This window comes from Schaalia suimastitidis DSM 15538 (genome assembly GCF_000429105.1).
GTDB classification, from domain to species: Bacteria; Actinomycetota; Actinomycetes; order Actinomycetales; family Actinomycetaceae; genus Pauljensenia; species Pauljensenia suimastitidis.
This window is the reverse complement of sequence record NZ_AUBF01000011.1, coordinates 109,374-125,758: the sequence shown is the minus strand read 5'-3', so window position 1 is coordinate 125,758 and position 16,385 is coordinate 109,374. Positions and strand designations below refer to the sequence as shown.

At 55.8% G+C, this 16,385-nt stretch carries 15 protein-coding genes; 2 read left to right on the top strand and 13 right to left on the bottom strand.

Annotated elements, in window-relative coordinates:
- The coding region (locus tag G438_RS12490) for a hypothetical protein (RefSeq protein WP_026460565.1) at positions 1 to 231 on the top strand (231 nt) is incomplete at its 5' end.
- Between the two features lie 139 nt (positions 232 to 370).
- Positions 371 to 814: a hypothetical protein gene (locus G438_RS0106095; protein WP_026460564.1), complete on the top strand. Its 444-nt coding sequence runs from the start codon at positions 371 to 373 to the stop codon at positions 812 to 814.
- Positions 815 to 1,110: 296 nt separating this feature from the next.
- On the opposite strand, the gene G438_RS0106090 is transcribed toward G438_RS0106095, so the two are convergent.
- The 13 genes from G438_RS0106090 to G438_RS0106030 form a co-directional block, all read right to left on the bottom strand.
- Positions 1,111 to 1,986, bottom strand: coding sequence for an exodeoxyribonuclease III (locus tag G438_RS0106090; protein WP_276200994.1), 876 nt, complete (start codon positions 1,984 to 1,986; stop codon positions 1,111 to 1,113).
- Positions 1,983 to 2,891: an acetylglutamate kinase gene (argB, locus tag G438_RS0106085; RefSeq protein ID WP_026460562.1), complete on the bottom strand. Its 909-nt coding sequence runs from the start codon at positions 2,889 to 2,891 to the stop codon at positions 1,983 to 1,985. The genes G438_RS0106090 and argB overlap by 4 nt, the downstream gene beginning before the upstream one ends.
- 8 nt (positions 2,892 to 2,899) lie before the next feature.
- Complete coding sequence (gene argF, locus G438_RS0106080) at positions 2,900 to 3,907, bottom strand: ornithine carbamoyltransferase (protein ID WP_026460561.1); 1,008 nt, start codon at positions 3,905 to 3,907, stop codon at positions 2,900 to 2,902.
- A 62-nt stretch (positions 3,908 to 3,969) separates the two neighbouring features.
- Complete coding sequence (locus G438_RS0106075; RefSeq protein ID WP_026460560.1) at positions 3,970 to 5,187, bottom strand: arginine deiminase; 1,218 nt, start codon at positions 5,185 to 5,187, stop codon at positions 3,970 to 3,972.
- Between the two features lie 96 nt (positions 5,188 to 5,283).
- On the bottom strand, positions 5,284 to 5,904 hold the full coding sequence (locus G438_RS11125; protein ID WP_051259358.1) for a TetR/AcrR family transcriptional regulator: 621 nt from the start codon (positions 5,902 to 5,904) through the stop codon (positions 5,284 to 5,286).
- Between the two features lie 157 nt (positions 5,905 to 6,061).
- Positions 6,062 to 7,387 (bottom strand): MFS transporter, encoded by a 1,326-nt coding sequence (locus G438_RS0106065; RefSeq protein WP_026460559.1) that lies wholly within the window; start codon positions 7,385 to 7,387, stop codon positions 6,062 to 6,064.
- Positions 7,388 to 7,389: 2 nt separating this feature from the next.
- Positions 7,390 to 8,415, bottom strand: a complete 1,026-nt coding sequence (locus tag G438_RS11120) for a DMT family transporter (RefSeq protein WP_051259357.1) — start codon at positions 8,413 to 8,415, stop codon at positions 7,390 to 7,392.
- 87 nt (positions 8,416 to 8,502) lie between these two features.
- Positions 8,503 to 9,630: a serine/threonine protein kinase gene (locus G438_RS0106055; protein ID WP_026460558.1), complete on the bottom strand. Its 1,128-nt coding sequence runs from the start codon at positions 9,628 to 9,630 to the stop codon at positions 8,503 to 8,505.
- A 132-nt stretch (positions 9,631 to 9,762) separates the two neighbouring features.
- Positions 9,763 to 10,743 (bottom strand): carbamate kinase, encoded by a 981-nt coding sequence (locus tag G438_RS0106050; RefSeq protein WP_026460557.1) that lies wholly within the window; start codon positions 10,741 to 10,743, stop codon positions 9,763 to 9,765.
- A 4-nt stretch (positions 10,744 to 10,747) separates the two neighbouring features.
- Positions 10,748 to 11,746, bottom strand: a complete 999-nt coding sequence (gene argF, locus G438_RS0106045; RefSeq protein WP_026460556.1) for an ornithine carbamoyltransferase — start codon at positions 11,744 to 11,746, stop codon at positions 10,748 to 10,750.
- A 39-nt stretch (positions 11,747 to 11,785) separates the two neighbouring features.
- A complete protein-coding gene (locus G438_RS0106040; RefSeq protein ID WP_026460555.1) occupies positions 11,786 to 13,009 on the bottom strand; it encodes an arginine deiminase in 1,224 nt (407 codons plus the stop codon).
- 625 nt (positions 13,010 to 13,634) lie between these two features.
- Positions 13,635 to 15,101, bottom strand: coding sequence for a serine/threonine-protein kinase (locus tag G438_RS11980; protein ID WP_051259356.1), 1,467 nt, complete (start codon positions 15,099 to 15,101; stop codon positions 13,635 to 13,637).
- Between the two features lie 3 nt (positions 15,102 to 15,104).
- Positions 15,105 to 16,343 (bottom strand): FHA domain-containing protein, encoded by a 1,239-nt coding sequence (locus G438_RS0106030; protein WP_084403151.1) that lies wholly within the window; start codon positions 16,341 to 16,343, stop codon positions 15,105 to 15,107.
- Positions 16,344 to 16,385: the final 42 nt, after the last annotated feature.

The window sequence follows — 16,385 nt, the reverse complement described above, 5'->3', positions numbered from 1 at the left end:
GGATACACACCCACACAACTACCCAACAACCGCTACGCCCTCAAACGCGACGACGGCACACTAGTACCCATCACATTCACCGACTACCCACCAATACTTGGCAGCATCAAGCGTCACTCCTACCTTGCTGACCTTCCCCTTGACGATATCGCCGCCTCATACAAACACCCCCACGCCTACCCCCTCTACCACGACTACCTCGCCACCACACCCTACTTCCCACGCGACTAAACACCACCCCCACCCGGCAAAACACCACCCCCACTATTCACACCCAACACGACGAACCCGTATTCACCGTTACGTCGCTACACCGGCCACGATACGGTTTGGACACCTGCGACCGTGCGCAAGAGCATACAATGACACCATGCTCAACACTGGATTTGAAAAGAGCGCAGACGGCGCTTGGGGCACATACACCTATCAGGCAACATTCCGTTACGGATGGGACGTTGCTCTAGCGGCAGCCCAGTTCCTTATCGCACGCGACTTCACCCAGATCGACCGCGTCATTGTTGGCTCAGATCCAGCACGCGGAACGAATATCGTCGCCGAGGTACAGGCAGCCAACGGCGATCTTTCACAGACCAGTGCGGCGCAAGAAAACGGCTGCATTATCGTCTCAGGTGTGAGCCGCCTGATGGAATGCCCGGTTCAACTCACGTTCTACAATCAAACGAACGCCATCCAATTGAACGCATTCCTGCCGAAAATGCCTCCTGAAGAACGCGATAACCCACAAGCCTTCACCAATTACGTCTCTTCCATCGAAATTGGTGCCCACGTCTCCCTGGCCCGAGCACGCAGCTAGTTGTCCTTCTGGGGCGCGATGTCGCCGCAGTACCGGAATCGCCGCAGTACAAGGACTAGCGCAGTCGAGCACTGTCGTCGCGGACATTATGGCCGTAGCAACAGCGAAGGCGTATTCAACGCGGTGCATGTCAGCGCCTAGGCACCATCGCCGCGCCTCGACACCACCACAGAGCGGCGGATTTTCAAGGATCCACACCCTGAAAATCCGCCGCTCTCATTCTTGCTACGTCCAAGGTCGATCAAACACATCCGAAATCGACGAAGCGACAAGACCTAAGGCCCAGGTATCGCCCGTCACACGGCGTAGTCCACAGTCAATGGCGCATGGTCACTGAATCGTCCATCATACGAGGCGGCCCGCCCAATGTGGTACGCGCGCGCCAACGGGGCAAGCTCCGGGGTGGCGTAGTGATGGTCAATCCGCCACCCTGTGTCATTATCGAAAGCTTTTCCGCGCCACGACCACCATGTATACGGACCCTGCACCTCACCCGCAAGGTCACGCATCACGTCACGCCATCCTGCCTTACGCCACTGGGTAAGGAATGCGATTTCCTCGTCCAATACCCCGGCGCTCTTATTGTGGTTACCTCGCCAGTTTTTGATATCTGCCTCAGAGGCAACAATATTAAAGTCGCCCGTCACCGTCGCATATTCACCTGCAGCCAACAACTCACTCATACGTTCACCGATGCGGGGTAGGTGCGCCATCTTCGCTTCCTGCTTCGGGCTGTCTTTCTCACCCGAATGGAAATACGCCGAAATAACGCGCAAATGACCGCCACTAGGAGCCTCGACCGTCGCCTCGACCCAGCGGCCCGAGTCAACATCAGACTCGTCAGCGTAAAGGAAAGGACGCGGTGCGCGCGGATCAGCCGACGCTGCGTTTGCCTCGCCCTGCTCAAAGCCAACGAAATGCGCACGGTCACGGTGCACCGCGACAGCCACACCAGCGCGCCCTTTAATGCGGCACGGTACAACCAACGTTTGCCACTGGTCACCCAAAAGGGATGCTGCGATGGAGGCATCAGCGCGCACTTCCTGCAGGAGCAGCACAGCCGGCGCCTCCTGATCAAGCCAATTAGCCATGCCGCGCTTCATCGCGGCACGAATACCATTGACATTCACAGTGGTGACACGCAATGTTGACGGGTCTTGTTCTCTGCTCACACCTTCTCCTTTGGGTCGGGCAGCACCATCGTGCCGGTGCCTTCATCTGTCATCACTTCAATCAGCACCGAGTGTGGGAAACGCCCGTCAATAATATGCACCTGCTCGACACCCCCGGCTAATGCATCGAGGCAGCAGCGAACTTTCGGGATCATACCTGCTGAAATAGCGGGACTCAATGCTTCAAGTTCCGAGGCGGTAATGGTGTGAATAAGCGAGGCGGGATCCGGGTAGCTCGCATAGATGCCTTCAACATCAGTCAGAATCAGCAGTTTCGATGCCTTCAGCGCTGCTGCCAAGGCCGAGGCCGCACTGTCAGCATTAATATTGAGCACACCGCTGGGGTCTGCGTCATTTAACGCAATTGAACTAATCACGGGGATTCTTCCCGCATCCAGCAATTCATGGACGGGATCAGCATCCACGTCAATAATGTCACCCACCAGACCGTAATCCACCTCGTGGCCTGCCTCATTGACACCTCGTTTAGGTAGTGCACGAAATAGTGCACCATCTTCGCCTGAGATACCAACCGCAAGGTTGTCACTACGGTTCAATTCCGACACTAGGGTACGCTGCACCTGCCCTGTGAGTACCATCCGCACGACATCCATGGCTTCTGGAGTGGTGACACGCACACCGTCACGAAATGGCGTCTCGATATCAAGTTTTTTCAACATCGCAGACACCTGCGGGCCACCACCGTGGACGATAACGGGACGTATACCTGCTTGTCGCAGGAATTGGACGTCAGCGGCGAAGGCTCGTCCGGCTTCCACATCGGTCATTGCGTGGCCACCGTATTTGATGACAACAATATCGCCTCGAAATGCCCGCATCCAGGCAAGCGCTTCGACAAGGACCTGCGCGCGCTGTGCTGGGCTCAGCTGTGCAACGTCAGTCATCAGGTGCCTCATTTCTCCCAGTCACCAAGGGTTGCGACCATCACCGCTTTAATGGTGTGCATACGGTTTTCTGCCTGATCAAAGACGATAGATGCCGGTGATTCGAAGACGTCATTTGTCACTTCGAGTTCAGCCAATCCAGTGGCTTGGTAGATTTGCTCGCCGACGGTGGTATTGCGGTCATGGAAAGCTGGCAGACAGTGCATAAACTTTGCCCCCGGTGCCGCTTTTGCCATCATTGCAGCATCCACCTGATAAGGCCTGAGCAGTGCGATGCGCTCATCCCACACCTCCTTGGGTTCACCCATCGACACCCAAATATCGGTGTGCACAAAATCAACACCGCCCACACCTTCGTCGATATCCTCTGTCAACGTAATGCTGGCACCTGTGCGGGCAGCAACGTCACGCGCTGCGGCTATCACGCCGTCGTTTGGCCATAGGCTACGAGGGGCAACAATGCGCACATCAGCACCGATGAGGGCGCCGTTCACTAATAGGGAGCGGCCCGTATTGAAACGCGCATCGCCAACGTAGGCGAAGGACACCTCACATAGGGGTTTATCCGCGTGTTCTTTCATCGTGAGTGCATCGCACAGCATCTGAGTGGGGTGCCAGTCGTCAGTGAGACCATTCCACACCGGCACGCCCGACATTTCGGCAAGGATTTCCACTTTTTCTTGAGAGTCACCCCGGTATTCGATGCCATCAAACATGCGGCCAAGGACGCGGGCTGTATCAGCGATAGATTCCTTGTGGCCGATTTGCGAGGCGGTGGGGTCAAGGAAGGTGACATGCGCACCCTGGTCGTGGGCTGCCACTTCAAAGGCACACCGGGTCCGCGTTGAGGTCTTTTCAAAGATTAACGCGATATTGCGGCCAACAAGGTATTGCCTTTCGGTGCCGGCTTTTTTGGCTGCCTTGAGTTCACCAGCAAGTTCAATAAGGGCATTCCACTCTTCGGGCGTGAAATCAAGTTCTTTGAGGAGGTGGCGGCCATAAAGGGCGTGTGTCATGACATTCTCCGGTGTCTCTGGTGGGGGTGGAAACAATGTAGATTGCGGTTTTCGGGCACGAGCTACGAGGCGCGGCTAATTGGGCAGGTCATACAACGTGGGCCACCGCGACCACGGCCCAATTCAGCACCAGGGATGGCCAGCACCTCAATACCGTGCGCAGCCAAATAGTCGTTAGTTGCCGTATTGCGTTCGTAGGCAACAACCACACCGGGGGCAAGTGCCACTAGGTTAGAGCCGTCATGCCACTGTTCTCGGTCTGCTGCCGGCCCATTCATTGGTGCACTCAGCACGGTAATGGAGTCAAGCCCCATTGCGCTGGCAATTACCTGGTGCATCTCGGCTGGTGCATAGCTTTGCACATGCAGACGCTCGCCATCTGGGCTTGTCAGACGGTGTGATGGCAACATGCCAAGGCCCGCGTATTTGACGAAAACCCCTTCGTCAGCCATCGTCATCACCGTGTCAAGGTGCATTTGTGCGCGCGCTTTTGGCATTTCAACGGCAATGACCTCCCGGATGCCACCATCACGCAGCAAAGTTCGCGCAAGAATCTCAGTGCCTTGGGCACCGGTACGCTCCCCCATCCCAACAAGCACCGCCTGATTACCCAGGACAATAATGTCGCCGCCCTCAACAGCAGCCTGTTCAGGCCCTTGTCCGTCATCCCACAGGGGAATATCGCAGGCGGCGAACCGTGGATGAAACTGATAGACGAGGCGCGCGTTCAAGGATTCGCGGCGACGTGCCCTCATGCGCATGGTGCCAATGGCAACGCCACGACCAATCCACGCAGAGGTGTCGCGCGTAAAGAGGTGGTTCGGCAATGGCGGTAAGACGAAGTCCTCAGGGGCCAATGTGCGCAGGAAAAGAGAGGCGTTATGTGGAGCCAGTTCAAGGAGTTCGGTTTTGTTCAGTCCGGCAATAAGGAGCTCAGCCAATTCCTCCGACGTGCAGCCTTCAGCGTAACTGCGCACCGCCTCGGCAATTCCAATCCCCAGATCGTCTTCGCCAAAAGCCTGCTCTAAGGCGTAGGTACGTCCCTGCGGCGTGTCGAGGGCTTGGGCAAGGAGTTGTTGAAGATAGAGCACTTCGACTCCACGCGCACGCATCACACCTACGAAGGTGTCGTGTTCTTCCTGGGCGCGTTCAAGCCACAAAAGGTCGTCAAATAACAGTTCGTCCATGTTATTTGGCGTCAAACGAAGCATCTCGTTGCCTGGACGGTGCACCATTACCTGCTGTAAGGGCGCGAGGTCTGAGGCGATATGTGGCGGCACGAGTGTCTTCTCCTTGGCGCGGCGGCATTGAGCCTATTGTACCGACCATGCCCACATATGCCTGGGCAGATTCCACGCCAGAGGCGGCTGCACCACCTACTGGTCGTTGGCGCAGCGCACTTCCGCCAGCATCAGCAGGAGTTTGCGCGCTGTTTCTCGCACGTCAAGCCCTTCAGACAAGGCCGAGACTGCCGCCCCATCAACGACGGCAATGACAAGGTCTGCTGGTAGGGCCACACCCAGGTGGGTCAGCACTCTACCTACCGCAGTATTCAAACGTGAACGTCCAGTGCGATACGCACGGGACACTGGATCTGAAGCACCAGCACTGATGAGCTGACCATAGTGGCCAATCATCGTTTCATCTTTGGGGAGCGTCGCATCAAGAAGGTGTTCAATACGGTCGTCCACATCAAGGCGCCCGGTTTCTTCCTCAACCCGTTCGGCAACACGTTCAGCGCGTGATGCCCAACGAGAAATATTGACGCGGCCAGCTTGGTGCAAGAGATCCTCAAGGCTCGAAAAATAGTATGTTGTCGCTGACAGGGAACAACCTGCACGGCTCGCAACAGCGCGGTGTGTCACTGCGGATGGGCCAAGTTCGCGCACAAGGGCAGCGGTTGCCTCGATGATTTTCTGGCGCCGCTCGTCGCCTCTCGGTGTCACCCGGGGGGAGTCTCCAGCGTCTGCAGCTATGTCTGTTGCACCTCGTTTCATGGTCCCTCCTATGCGCATTTCCCTTATAACTATTGAGCGTAGTCCTTTTGTTCGACAGCGTCTAATACCCTGCAGGATGTGACCGTCTTGACGTTGAAAATACAGGTCCGGGGAAGGGCGCTGACGTCTCCTTCCCCGGACCTTGTCTGAATGGCGCCTACTCGATACTCGACAGTGCACGCTTGGAGTTGTCACGTGCGCACAGCATTGCGATCAGTGCCAAGAATGCGATGACGGACAGGTAGATCGCCGGGGCTAGGCGTGAGCCAGTTACCTGAATCAGCCAGGTGGCGATGAAGGGCGCTGTACCGCCCAGGAGCGCATTGGCACCGTTAAATGCCAAAGCAAAACCTGAGTAGCGCACTTCTGTGGGGAAGCTTTCCGCCAGGAAGGTGGCCAATGTTCCATCATTAGCAGTGAGAATGATAGCGAAGACTACTTCGCACAGAAGGATCACCCACACTGACTTTGTACCCATGAGCCACAGCAGCGGTACCGATAGAACAACGAATGCGATACTTGCACCGACCAACATGACCCGCCGACCTATCCGGTCAGAGAAGTACCCCATTACTCCGATGGCGATGACGTAGACCGTGAGCATCACGGAGGAAATGATGGTCGATAGGCCTTGGCCTAAACCAAGTTCACCATGCACGTAGGTCGGCATGTAGCTCAGCAGTAGGTAGAAGGCGACAGCGTTGAGTGCGCTGACACCGAAGGCGATAGCCAGAGGCCACGCATGGTGGCGGAACAAATCCCGCAGCGGCGTTGCTTTCGGCGCGTCGTTACTCATGCCTGCTTTCATTTCTTGGAAGACCGGGGAGTCTTCCAAGTGCACGCGGATATAGCGTCCGATGAAGCCCAGTGGCAATGCCATGACGAAGGGGACGCGCCACCCCCATGCGTGCATTGACGCATCGTCAAGGAGCCAGAAGAGGCCGGAGATCATTAGCGAGCCGCCGAGTAGGCCCGCGGCGGTTGAAGCAGGCACGAGTGCGGTGTAGAGGCCTCGGTGACGAGGTGGCGCAAATTCAGCAAGGAATGTCGCAGCGCCTGCATATTCTCCCGAGGCGGAGAAGCCTTGGATGGAGCGCAGGATGAGCAGCGCGATCGGAGCGAGGATTCCGATAGTGGCGTATCCAGGTAGAAGGCCGACAAGGAATGTCGAGGCAGACATGATGAGGATGGACCACGATAGTGCCCAGCGCCGACCGAAACGGTCTCCCCAGTTCCCCCACAGTACCGCGCCAATGGGTCGGAATATGAAGGACATGGCGAAGATCGCGAAGGCCGAGAGGAGCTGGACGGATTCGTCTGATTCGGGGAAGAAGACCACCCCAATGACAGCTACGAGGTAGCCGTAGGACGCGTAGTCGAACCACTCGATAAAGTTACCAATAAAGCTCGCGGCAGCAGCCTTATGCAATGCTTTTCGCCGCTCGTCGGCCCCGATCTGTGGCTTTTCAGTTGCTGCGGACATGATTACATTCCTGTCTCCTGAGCAACCTTTTCGCCACGTTGTGAGGCCGCCTGTTTACTGTCGACGAAGATGGGGGCAAGACCACCAATAATAATGAGCAAGCCGCCAAGGCCGCTGACCACGTCAAGAGATTCGTTGAAGATCAACAAACCGCACAGAATTGCGACAACGCATTCCCAATAGGAAATGGTGGACATTTCCACAGCAGGAAGGTTACGACCAGCGACAACGAGCCAACCAAGGGCGAAAAGGCCACAGAAAGCGAAGAGGCCAACGGCCCAGATCCAGTTGGAGGAGGTGAAGGTGGCGACGCCTTCCCACGGACGCAGGATCAGTGACATCGCTAAGGTAGCGATAGCGGCCCAGATGAAGTTCCATGTTCCGCGGACGACTGAGTCCATATCTTTACGGTATCCGTAGAAGAACAACGCCAGACCGTAGAAGACGCCTGACAGCAAACCAAGAAGGTCGCCCAATGTCTTTTGCGGGTATTCAGCCGATGCGGTGGACAGGTCAAGACCGAAGGTAGGAGCGCCATTTTCCCATCCGATAATGCCGATGGTCATTAACATGCCAATAAATACCAGTGTGAGGAAGATACCCGACAGGAGCGATATCTTCTCTTTCCTAAAGATGCGGGCCAGCAGCGTACAAAACAGTGGACCCGTGTAAATCAGGAAGACGGCGTTAGCAATACTGGTCAGCAAGGTGGAGGAAATATAGCAGCCAAGCGATAAGCCAATGGCGACGCCACCCAGGATCACGCCAGGTGTGAGGCGCGCACGGAATACGTCAGCAAGTTTCTTTGTCGCAAAGGCAATGATGAGGAAGCCAATAATGCCTGTCGTCATACGGCCAAACGCAAGGAATGAGCCAATCACTGCTTTGTGTTCGGGAGCAAGTCCCGCAGTGGCGCCACGGGAAAAGGTTCCAACGAAACCCATTCCGGTGGCCGAGAGCAGCATAGCGATAGCGCCAAGCTTTTTCTTCATCGTGTAGGTAGAAGTGGAAGGTGCGGTGCCGGACATCGTTGTCCCCTATTCCAATTTTCTTGTTCGTTACTTGAGGGGTGGGGGTGTATCGGCACTGGTGCCGATACACCCCCTGGGTGGTGGTTAGACCCGGGTGGGGTCATCCACCTGGTTCGGGAAGTAATCCTCGCAGCCGCCTTCGCGGTACACGTCCGCAGTCGCGCAGTGCAGTGCACCACCGAATGGGTAAGCGTCACGGAAGGGAACGGGGATAACATTCATGCCAAGCTTGTCCATCTGCTCCATCTGATGAACTTCGGAAGCCTCACATATCACGGTTTCGTGGTCAAGGACGAGGCAGTTCATGGACAGCCACACCGACGAGTAGCACAACGGCGGCGGCGTGTCGTGTGCAGGCTGCGCAGCATCAACAATCTGCCAATCATTCGCCTCGAAGATCTTACGTTGCTCTTCAGGAAGACGACGTTGCGGGTTGTTGATAATGAGGCCTGGACGCAACGGAACGAAGGTCGCGTCAATGTGAATCGGGTATGGGTCACCGGGGAAGTTCACCGCGTGAATCCGCAGATCCGGGTAGTACCGCTTGAACCACTCCATAGCAGCACGGTTCGTGGTCAAACCATGCTGAATAAAGAGGTCCTTGCCCAGACGGAGGATGTCGGCAGCATCCCACATGGGTTCAACCTCAGTGGTAACGAAGTCCTTGTTGGCGGTACGCACCAGGCGTTCCTCCAAGGAAATCTTCTCGTCGTAGTAATTGTGCTTGTAGGACGCATCGGTCAGACGCGGACGAGGAGCCTGAGTCCACTTGAACTCTGGGTCCTCATCGAAGTACTGCTTCATCAGCGGCCAGTAGGCAAGGTATTCGAAGTAGCGGCAACGGAACGAGTTCGCCGAAGCCATGATTTCGTTACCGATGGTGAGCAAGATGTCGCGAGGCGGCATACAGGTCATCATGGAGTCGGTACGGAAATCAGGAGTCATCACAGGCTGGTTCCACTGCAAAGGCGTGGGGCGGTCAACCTTCACGCCACGCTTCTCAAGGACCTCAGCGAGGTAGTCAAGCTGGGCAGCAGCCTTCTCCACCGTTTCCAGCGGACGAGGACCCCACATACCACGCATCTCAGAGTCAATCGGCACCTTCTCCGAAGTAGCAGGCTCTTCGGGGGGAATCACCGAGTGTTCAGCGCGTCCAACAATGACGTGCTTAAGCGGATCGAAATCATTCCATGAATTGACAATCTTTGGCATTCTTCTCACTCCTTCGTGATCTGTTTGTGAATTGAGGTTGTTGTATGTCCGATAGTGTCCTTGGAGTGTGTTACGGTGTGGCCTCATCTCCTCCCTAGGTACTGGGCTCGGCACGCGTGATACATAGGGTGCCTATACGCGGCGCAAACGTGAATCGGGTGCTTCAGGCATTGGTGGCCGGATGTCTTCAGGGCCACCGTAGTTGCCGCCTGCGGTGATGATGGTGCCGCATTCGCCACTGATAATGCGGTCAGCATCTTCGAGTCGACCAATTGCTGAAATACCACCGGTGAGTTCAACAAATCGGCATGCAGCCTCAACCTTCGGGCCCATGGATCCCGCTGGTAGTCCCATGCCGCGAAGGTCCGCAGGGGTTGCACGGAGTATTTCTTTAGCTTCGGGAGTGCCGAAGCCATCTTGGACCGCAGCAACATCGGTAAGGATCAGCAGCGCATCCGCATCCAAGGATTCTGCTAGCACCGAGGCTGTGAGGTCTTTGTCGATCACAGCTTCGACACCTTCGAGTTTGCCTCGGGTGTTGCGGATAACGGGTATACCGCCCCCACCGGCACACACCACTACGGCACCAGCGTTGAGCAGTACGCGCAGAAGTCGCGTTTCGATGATGCGTTGTGGTTTGGGCGAGCCTACGACGCGGCGGTAGTACGGGCCATCGGGTTTGACCGTCCACCCTCGTTCTTCGGCGAGTTTCTTTGCGGTTTCTTCGTCATATACCTCACCGATGAACTTGGTGGGGTTTTCGAAGGCGGGGTCGCCTGCGAGGACCAGGGTTTGGTTGATCATCGAGGCGACGTGACGTCCCGGGAGCGCGTTTTGTAGTGCTTGGAGCAGCCAGTAGCCGATCATCCCTTGGGTTTCAGCACCGAGAGTATCGAATGGGTAGGGTTCGGTAAGGCGCTCATCCTGAGCGCTTTCTAGGGCGAGTACACCAACCTGTGGGCCGTTGCCGTGGGTAACGATGAGTTCGTGTTCCTCGGCGAGCCGTGCGAGCTGTTCGGCAGCATGACGCACATGCTCAATTTGTGTGCGCGCATCGGGCACGTCACCTCGACGCAGGAGCGCATTACCACCGAGTGCTACAACGATACGCATGGTGTCACCGCCCCAACGTGGCGACCATAACGGCCTTAATAGTGTGCATACGGTTTTCTGCCTGCTGGAAAACAATGGAGGCTTCAGATTCGAAGACTTCATTGGTGACTTCCAGTCCGTCAAGGCCGGTACGCTGGTAGATATCTTCGCCGACAGTAGTGTTGCGGTCGTGGAAGGAAGGCAAGCAGTGGAGGAACTTCGCCTCGGGGCTGGCCTTTGCCATGAGTGCGGCATCTACGCGGTAGTCTTTGAGCAATTCAACGCGTTCGTCCCACACTTCCTTAGGTTCACCCATGGATACCCAAATGTCGGTGTAGACGAAGTCGACGCCAGCAACACCTTCGTCAACGGAATCAGTGATAAGTACCGATCCTCCGTTTGCTGCAGCGAGTTCTTGAGCCTTGGCGACAATAGCTGGGTCGTTTTGGAGGGCTTTAGGGGCCACCATACGCACATCCATGCCCATCATTGCGCAGGAGATGAGCAGTGAATTGCCAACGTTATTACGGGCATCGCCGACATATGCTATTGAAATATCGGAGATATCCTTGCCACTGGCTTCGATCATGGTGAGCTGGTCGGCAAGCATTTGCGTGGGATGCCACTCATCTGTGAGGCCATTCCACACCGGCACACCCGAGAGTTCCGCAAGCAATTCAACGTGTTCTTGTTTTGATCCACGGAACTCAATGCCGTCGAACATGCGTCCCAGGACGCGAGCGGTATCTGCCACCGATTCCTTGTGGCCCATCTGTGAACCGGAGGGATCGAGGTAGGTGACGTGGGCACCCTGGTCGTGGGCTGCCACTTCAAAGGCGCAGCGTGTACGGGTTGACGTCTTTTCGAAGATCAGAGCGATATTGCGACCAAGCAGGTGTTGGGCTTCGCGGCCTTCTTTCTTCGCTGCCTTGAGGTAAGCGGAAAGTTCAAGCAGGGAACGCCATTCTTTTGGGGTGAAATCTGTTTCTTTGAGGAAGTGGCGTCCTTGGAGTGCATGTGCCATGACATGTGCCTTTCTGTGGTGTTTTTTCTTTTGTAACCGTTACGCTTCGTCGCGCACGATGGGGCAGCTCATGCAACGAGGCCCGCCTCGGCCTCGTCCCAATTCGTCGCCCGGAACGTCAACGACTTCGATGCCGTTGTCTTGAAGGAATTCATTGGTCGCGGTGTTGCGCTGGTAGGTAACGACCACGCCCGGGGCCAGTGCCAGCACATTGGATCCGTCATTCCACTGTTCACGTTCGCTGGTGAGGGAATCAAATGGTGGTTCAAGCACACGTATGGAATCCAGTCCCAGACCTTCAGCGATGACGTCGTGCATTTGTTCTGGCGCATTGACTGTGACATCAAGTTCTTTTGGCGTATTGCCGGGACGGATTGTCTGAGAGCGAAGCATTCCCAACCCCGGATATTTCACGAAGGTCCCTTCATCGGCCATCGTCATCACCGTGTCTAGGTGCATTTGTGCCCTATTTTTAGGCATTTCCAATGCAATCACACGCTGCGCTTGTCCGGCAGCAAAGAGACGCGAAGCAAGTCGTTCGACGCCCTGAGGGCAGGTACGTTCACTCATACCAATGAGCACCGATCCATTACCAATGACTAGGACGTCACCACCTTCAACAGTGGCTGTGCCAGCTTCCATACCATTGGAATAAATGATGGGTTCGTACTGGGTGAAGCGCGGGTGGAAGTTGTAAACAATTTCGGCGTTAATGGTTTCGCGTTGACGCGCTTCTTTGCGCATCGCGTTAATAGAGACGCCGCCGTAGACCCAGCATGATGTATCGCGAGTGAAGTAGTGGTTCGGTAATGGCGCAAGTACGAAGTTATCGTCACCGATCGACTCTAAGGATACCGAGCGCGTATTAGGTATTTTTTCTAGAAGTTCTTTCTTCGTAATACCTGCGATCAAGAGCTCGGCCAGGCTAGGAGCGTCAAGACGTTCAGCCAGGGCGCAGATGGCGTCGACTGCGCCGGTTCCGCAGGTTTCTTCGGTGAATACTGCGGAGAGAGCTTTTAGGCGGGCTGCTGGGTTTTCTAGGGCTTCGGCTAGTAGTTGCTGGAAGTACAGCACGTCGACGCCGCGCGCACGCATAGCGTTTGCGAAGACGTCATGTTCTTCCTGCGCTTTTTCGAGCCATAGGACGTCATCAAAGAGCAGTTCATCCTTATTGGACGGGGTCAGTCGCAGCATCTCCCGACCAGGACGATGAAGCAGCACTTGTTGAAGTGTCCCAATCTCTGAAGTGACACGTGGTCTCACGTTATTTCCTCCAATCTCGCATCGTTGCGAATCTCACACCTCACTGAGTTAGTACAATCGTACTAATTTTTCGAAACATGTCAAGAGTTTTAGAAAATTTCCCCAACAGACTTTTCTGACAACTTTTCTCAAAAGCCCTTTTTTCTGCAGTTTTATAGAATATTTCTTCATCGCGCAGCAATGGTTATTGAGGAACTGACAAGCAGTACGCGTGTACCTTATATGATGACACTTTGTCACATCTCACATTTGTTTCTGCAGGTCTAACCTCATTCATATCGCACCACTTCGTCAACGTGTTGTCACATGACAATGCTCCCCTGAGGCGACTATTGGGTGGAGCAGAGATAGGTCGGCGGTATTGTCACCCAGCGATCCTGCATGGGCGTGGACACGCACGCAATAAAGCAGCCGGTAGCCTTGAATGCGCGACCTTTACGTTCGAAACGCCATGGGAAACCACTGTGCGGAAATCCGCACCCTTGAATTACCATGCAGGATGCACCGCAACAGCCAGTATCGCGCAAAGAAACATGGTTGTTACGCTACAAGAATGCGGGCAGACGTTTCACTTACGTCTTTACATGGCGTCGACCACTGGGCATTAGATAAATATGGGAGCCCCTTAGGGTGTTACCACACACGCAGCGGTCGAATCAGCCATCGTCCCATTTTCAGTTGCCACTGCTACAGCAAGGCACGTTTGCCCCAATTCCTGGTCAATCAGGATTGACGTTTCCTGTGTCTGACGTACATCTCTGAGTACGACCGGGTCAAGCACCTGGTACAGGTAAGTGGCACCCTCATAGGCAGGATCCCAGGTAAAACGCACCTTATCGCCCTCAATTTCACCACTAAGCCCGGTGATCACAGATTGTGGCGACACAGGTACCGATATTTCGGGAACCTGCAATTCTTCTTCGGTCGGCGTCGTAGGAGCAAACCAGTGGCGATTGGCCCACAACAGCGCCACCACGCAGCCCAAAGCCACAAAAAAGACAAAAAGGACCGTCGCAACGATACTCGCGCGTTGCCGTGTCTTTTGACGTTCACGGGCCGCTTGTGCACGCATTCCCCGCGAGTCAGAGAGTGGACGCGAACGGCGGACGGAGTTTTCGACCTTACTGTCGTTTTCCTGCGTCCTCTCAGGAGCCTCGTCACTGAGAATAATAACGGGGCGCCGCGTCTCAGGAAAATCGCTGTCGTCACGCTCAAACAGTTCTTCATCACTGAGCACATCGATAGGCGTCATGCGTTGGCGCAAATCCACCTGGATTTGCTGAAGTGAGCGCGCGAATTCCACCACGCTGGCATAGCGTTGCCGTGGATCCTTCGACATGGCGATCGACAAGACGCGCTCCAGCTGTGGCGGTACATCAGTTCGCCCAGTGGGTGGCACCGGCAATCGCAACGTACGTAAAATCATTGACAATTCGCTATTGTCGCCACCAGGTAGCTCAAAGGGCGAATGTCCCGTCAGCATCGTATGTAGGGTAGCAGCCAGCGAATACACGTCCACGGTCGTGTCCAAGTCGCCGGAACCGTTCTGTTGTTCCGGCGGTGCCCACGGTACCGAAAAGCCTCGGCCTGCCGAAATAGTTCCATCGTGGAACGAGGCCGCCAACCCAAAATCGGCCAGCACGGGGTGCCCGAATTCGGTAAGCAAGATATTGGACGGTTTGATGTCGCGGTGCAAAATGCCTTCGCGGTGAAGCGAGGCAACAGCACCAGCCAAACGAACCCCCATATCTAAAACGCGATGCACTGAATAGGGTTGCTGTCTGGCGCGCTGCGCGACCGTCGGCGGGGGGCAGTACTCCATGACAAGGTACTGCCGCCCATCGTCGGTAACGCCGGCACCAAATACGGACACCACCGCAGGGTGAGCTGACATCCGAGCCATCAAGTTGACTTCAGCCCTAAAGGCTGCGTCAAGCTGCTCGTTCCCGGTCGTCCTCAGCACTTTAATGGCGACCATGCGTTCAGGAACACTCTGTTTATACAGAAAAACATCCGCAAAACCACCGCTTCCCAGATCCCGTACCCATTCAAAGGTGGGGATCTTCGGCGGCTTGGAGCGGTGCTCCCCCATCGACTAACACTCCAATCGCATACTTACTGAATTCGCCAATGTGATGACATCCCCGCATCGCAGTATCACCGGCGTTGCCTGGTCAACGCGTTCAGGCTCTTTGCCAGCGTGCGTCACGAACGTCCCGTTTTGCGAACCAAGGTCCCGCACACGCGCATCCCACCCATCGACGCGGATTTCACAGTGAGTCCGTGAAATCTCCTGGTCGTGGCTATCAACCGATACGAGGCGCACATCGGGTCGGCTCGCCCGGTACAGTTCCTTCGGGTTGCGACCAAAGATAATATCACGGTCTAATTCCACAACCTCACCGCTCGACATGACGAGGCGCCCCAAAGAAGGGCGATTCACACGTGCAAGGGTGCGGCTCATTTCCTTCCCACACACGCGGCAGGACTGCATATAGGGAGGATTAGGATGCCCATCAACGCACGGCACTGCAAGTACTTTTGGGGCATTGGCCTCGTTGCCCTCTTCACCTTCCCGGTCAATGACATGAACAGTGGACGGGCGCGCATTTGCTAAGGTGAGGTTAACAGTACGCCCATCATGTAGGGCCTTGGCAGTGCTTTCCGACGGATCCTTCGCGTCCTGCTGGTCCTCGACCGCCTCGTCACAGGAAGCCTCAGCTTGATCCGCGTCGGGTTCACCTCGCTCAGGTAACGCCTCGTCAGTTCCACCTGCCACCTGAGAGTCTTCGCCGCCTTGTTCATCGGACGCTGCTACCGCAACGGGAGCGTGCTCCTCATTCGCACTGTCTTCATGCGAAGGCGTTTCTTCCCACGCACCCGTACTCAAGCGAGACACCGGGATCACGGCATCCCTGACCATGCCGGTGTATTCAACGACCTCCTCATTCAGGGCATTTGCAGTCACCGCAATAGTCCACGCTTCAATATTGGACAGTTGACGCTCGGACCAGGTAATCAGTGAGCCACCGTCAATGGTCGATTCACGACCATCAGCCCGCAGGCGTACGGCAAAGGAGCCGCGCACCGCAACGCGCTCACCGTCAGCCTCGTGCAGAATCATGGCAAATTCTGGCAAAGCAGTCAGGTCGGCGCCAAACTCGGTGGTAAGTACCTGCACAAGGGCAGCGAAAGTGGTGCCTTCGGTCAGTAAGGTCCAAAAATGGCGTGCGAGTTTCTCATTTCCAGGTGCGAGGACGACGACACCCGCTGGAGTGATCGCAGCTGGGCGGTCACCCGCCAACCAGGAGGAGCTATTCATTGTCGATTCCATTATGTACTTCTTCCGTCATGCCATCCCAATACGGTGGCTTTG

Bases quoted from the DNA above. Each gene is read 5' to 3' on its own strand.
- G438_RS0106065 (WP_026460559.1), bottom strand. From the start codon at position 7,387: ATGTCCGCAGCAACTGAAAAGCCACAGATCGGGGCCGACGAGCGGCGA.
- argF (WP_026460561.1), bottom strand. From the start codon at position 3,907: ATGACACACGCCCTTTATGGCCGCCACCTCCTCAAAGAACTTGATTTC.
- argF (WP_026460556.1), bottom strand. From the start codon at position 11,746: ATGGCACATGCACTCCAAGGACGCCACTTCCTCAAAGAAACAGATTTC.
- G438_RS0106050 (WP_026460557.1), bottom strand. From the start codon at position 10,743: ATGCGTATCGTTGTAGCACTCGGTGGTAATGCGCTCCTGCGTCGAGGT.
- G438_RS11120 (WP_051259357.1), bottom strand. From the start codon at position 8,415: ATGTCCGGCACCGCACCTTCCACTTCTACCTACACGATGAAGAAAAAG.
- G438_RS0106055 (WP_026460558.1), bottom strand. From the start codon at position 9,630: ATGCCAAAGATTGTCAATTCATGGAATGATTTCGATCCGCTTAAGCAC.
- argB (WP_026460562.1), bottom strand. From the start codon at position 2,891: ATGACTGACGTTGCACAGCTGAGCCCAGCACAGCGCGCGCAGGTCCTT.
- G438_RS11125 (WP_051259358.1), bottom strand. From the start codon at position 5,904: ATGAAACGAGGTGCAACAGACATAGCTGCAGACGCTGGAGACTCCCCC.
- G438_RS11980 (WP_051259356.1), bottom strand. From the start codon at position 15,101: ATGGGGGAGCACCGCTCCAAGCCGCCGAAGATCCCCACCTTTGAATGG.
- G438_RS0106030 (WP_084403151.1), bottom strand. From the start codon at position 16,343: ATGGAATCGACAATGAATAGCTCCTCCTGGTTGGCGGGTGACCGCCCA.
- G438_RS0106095 (WP_026460564.1), top strand. From the start codon at position 371: ATGCTCAACACTGGATTTGAAAAGAGCGCAGACGGCGCTTGGGGCACA.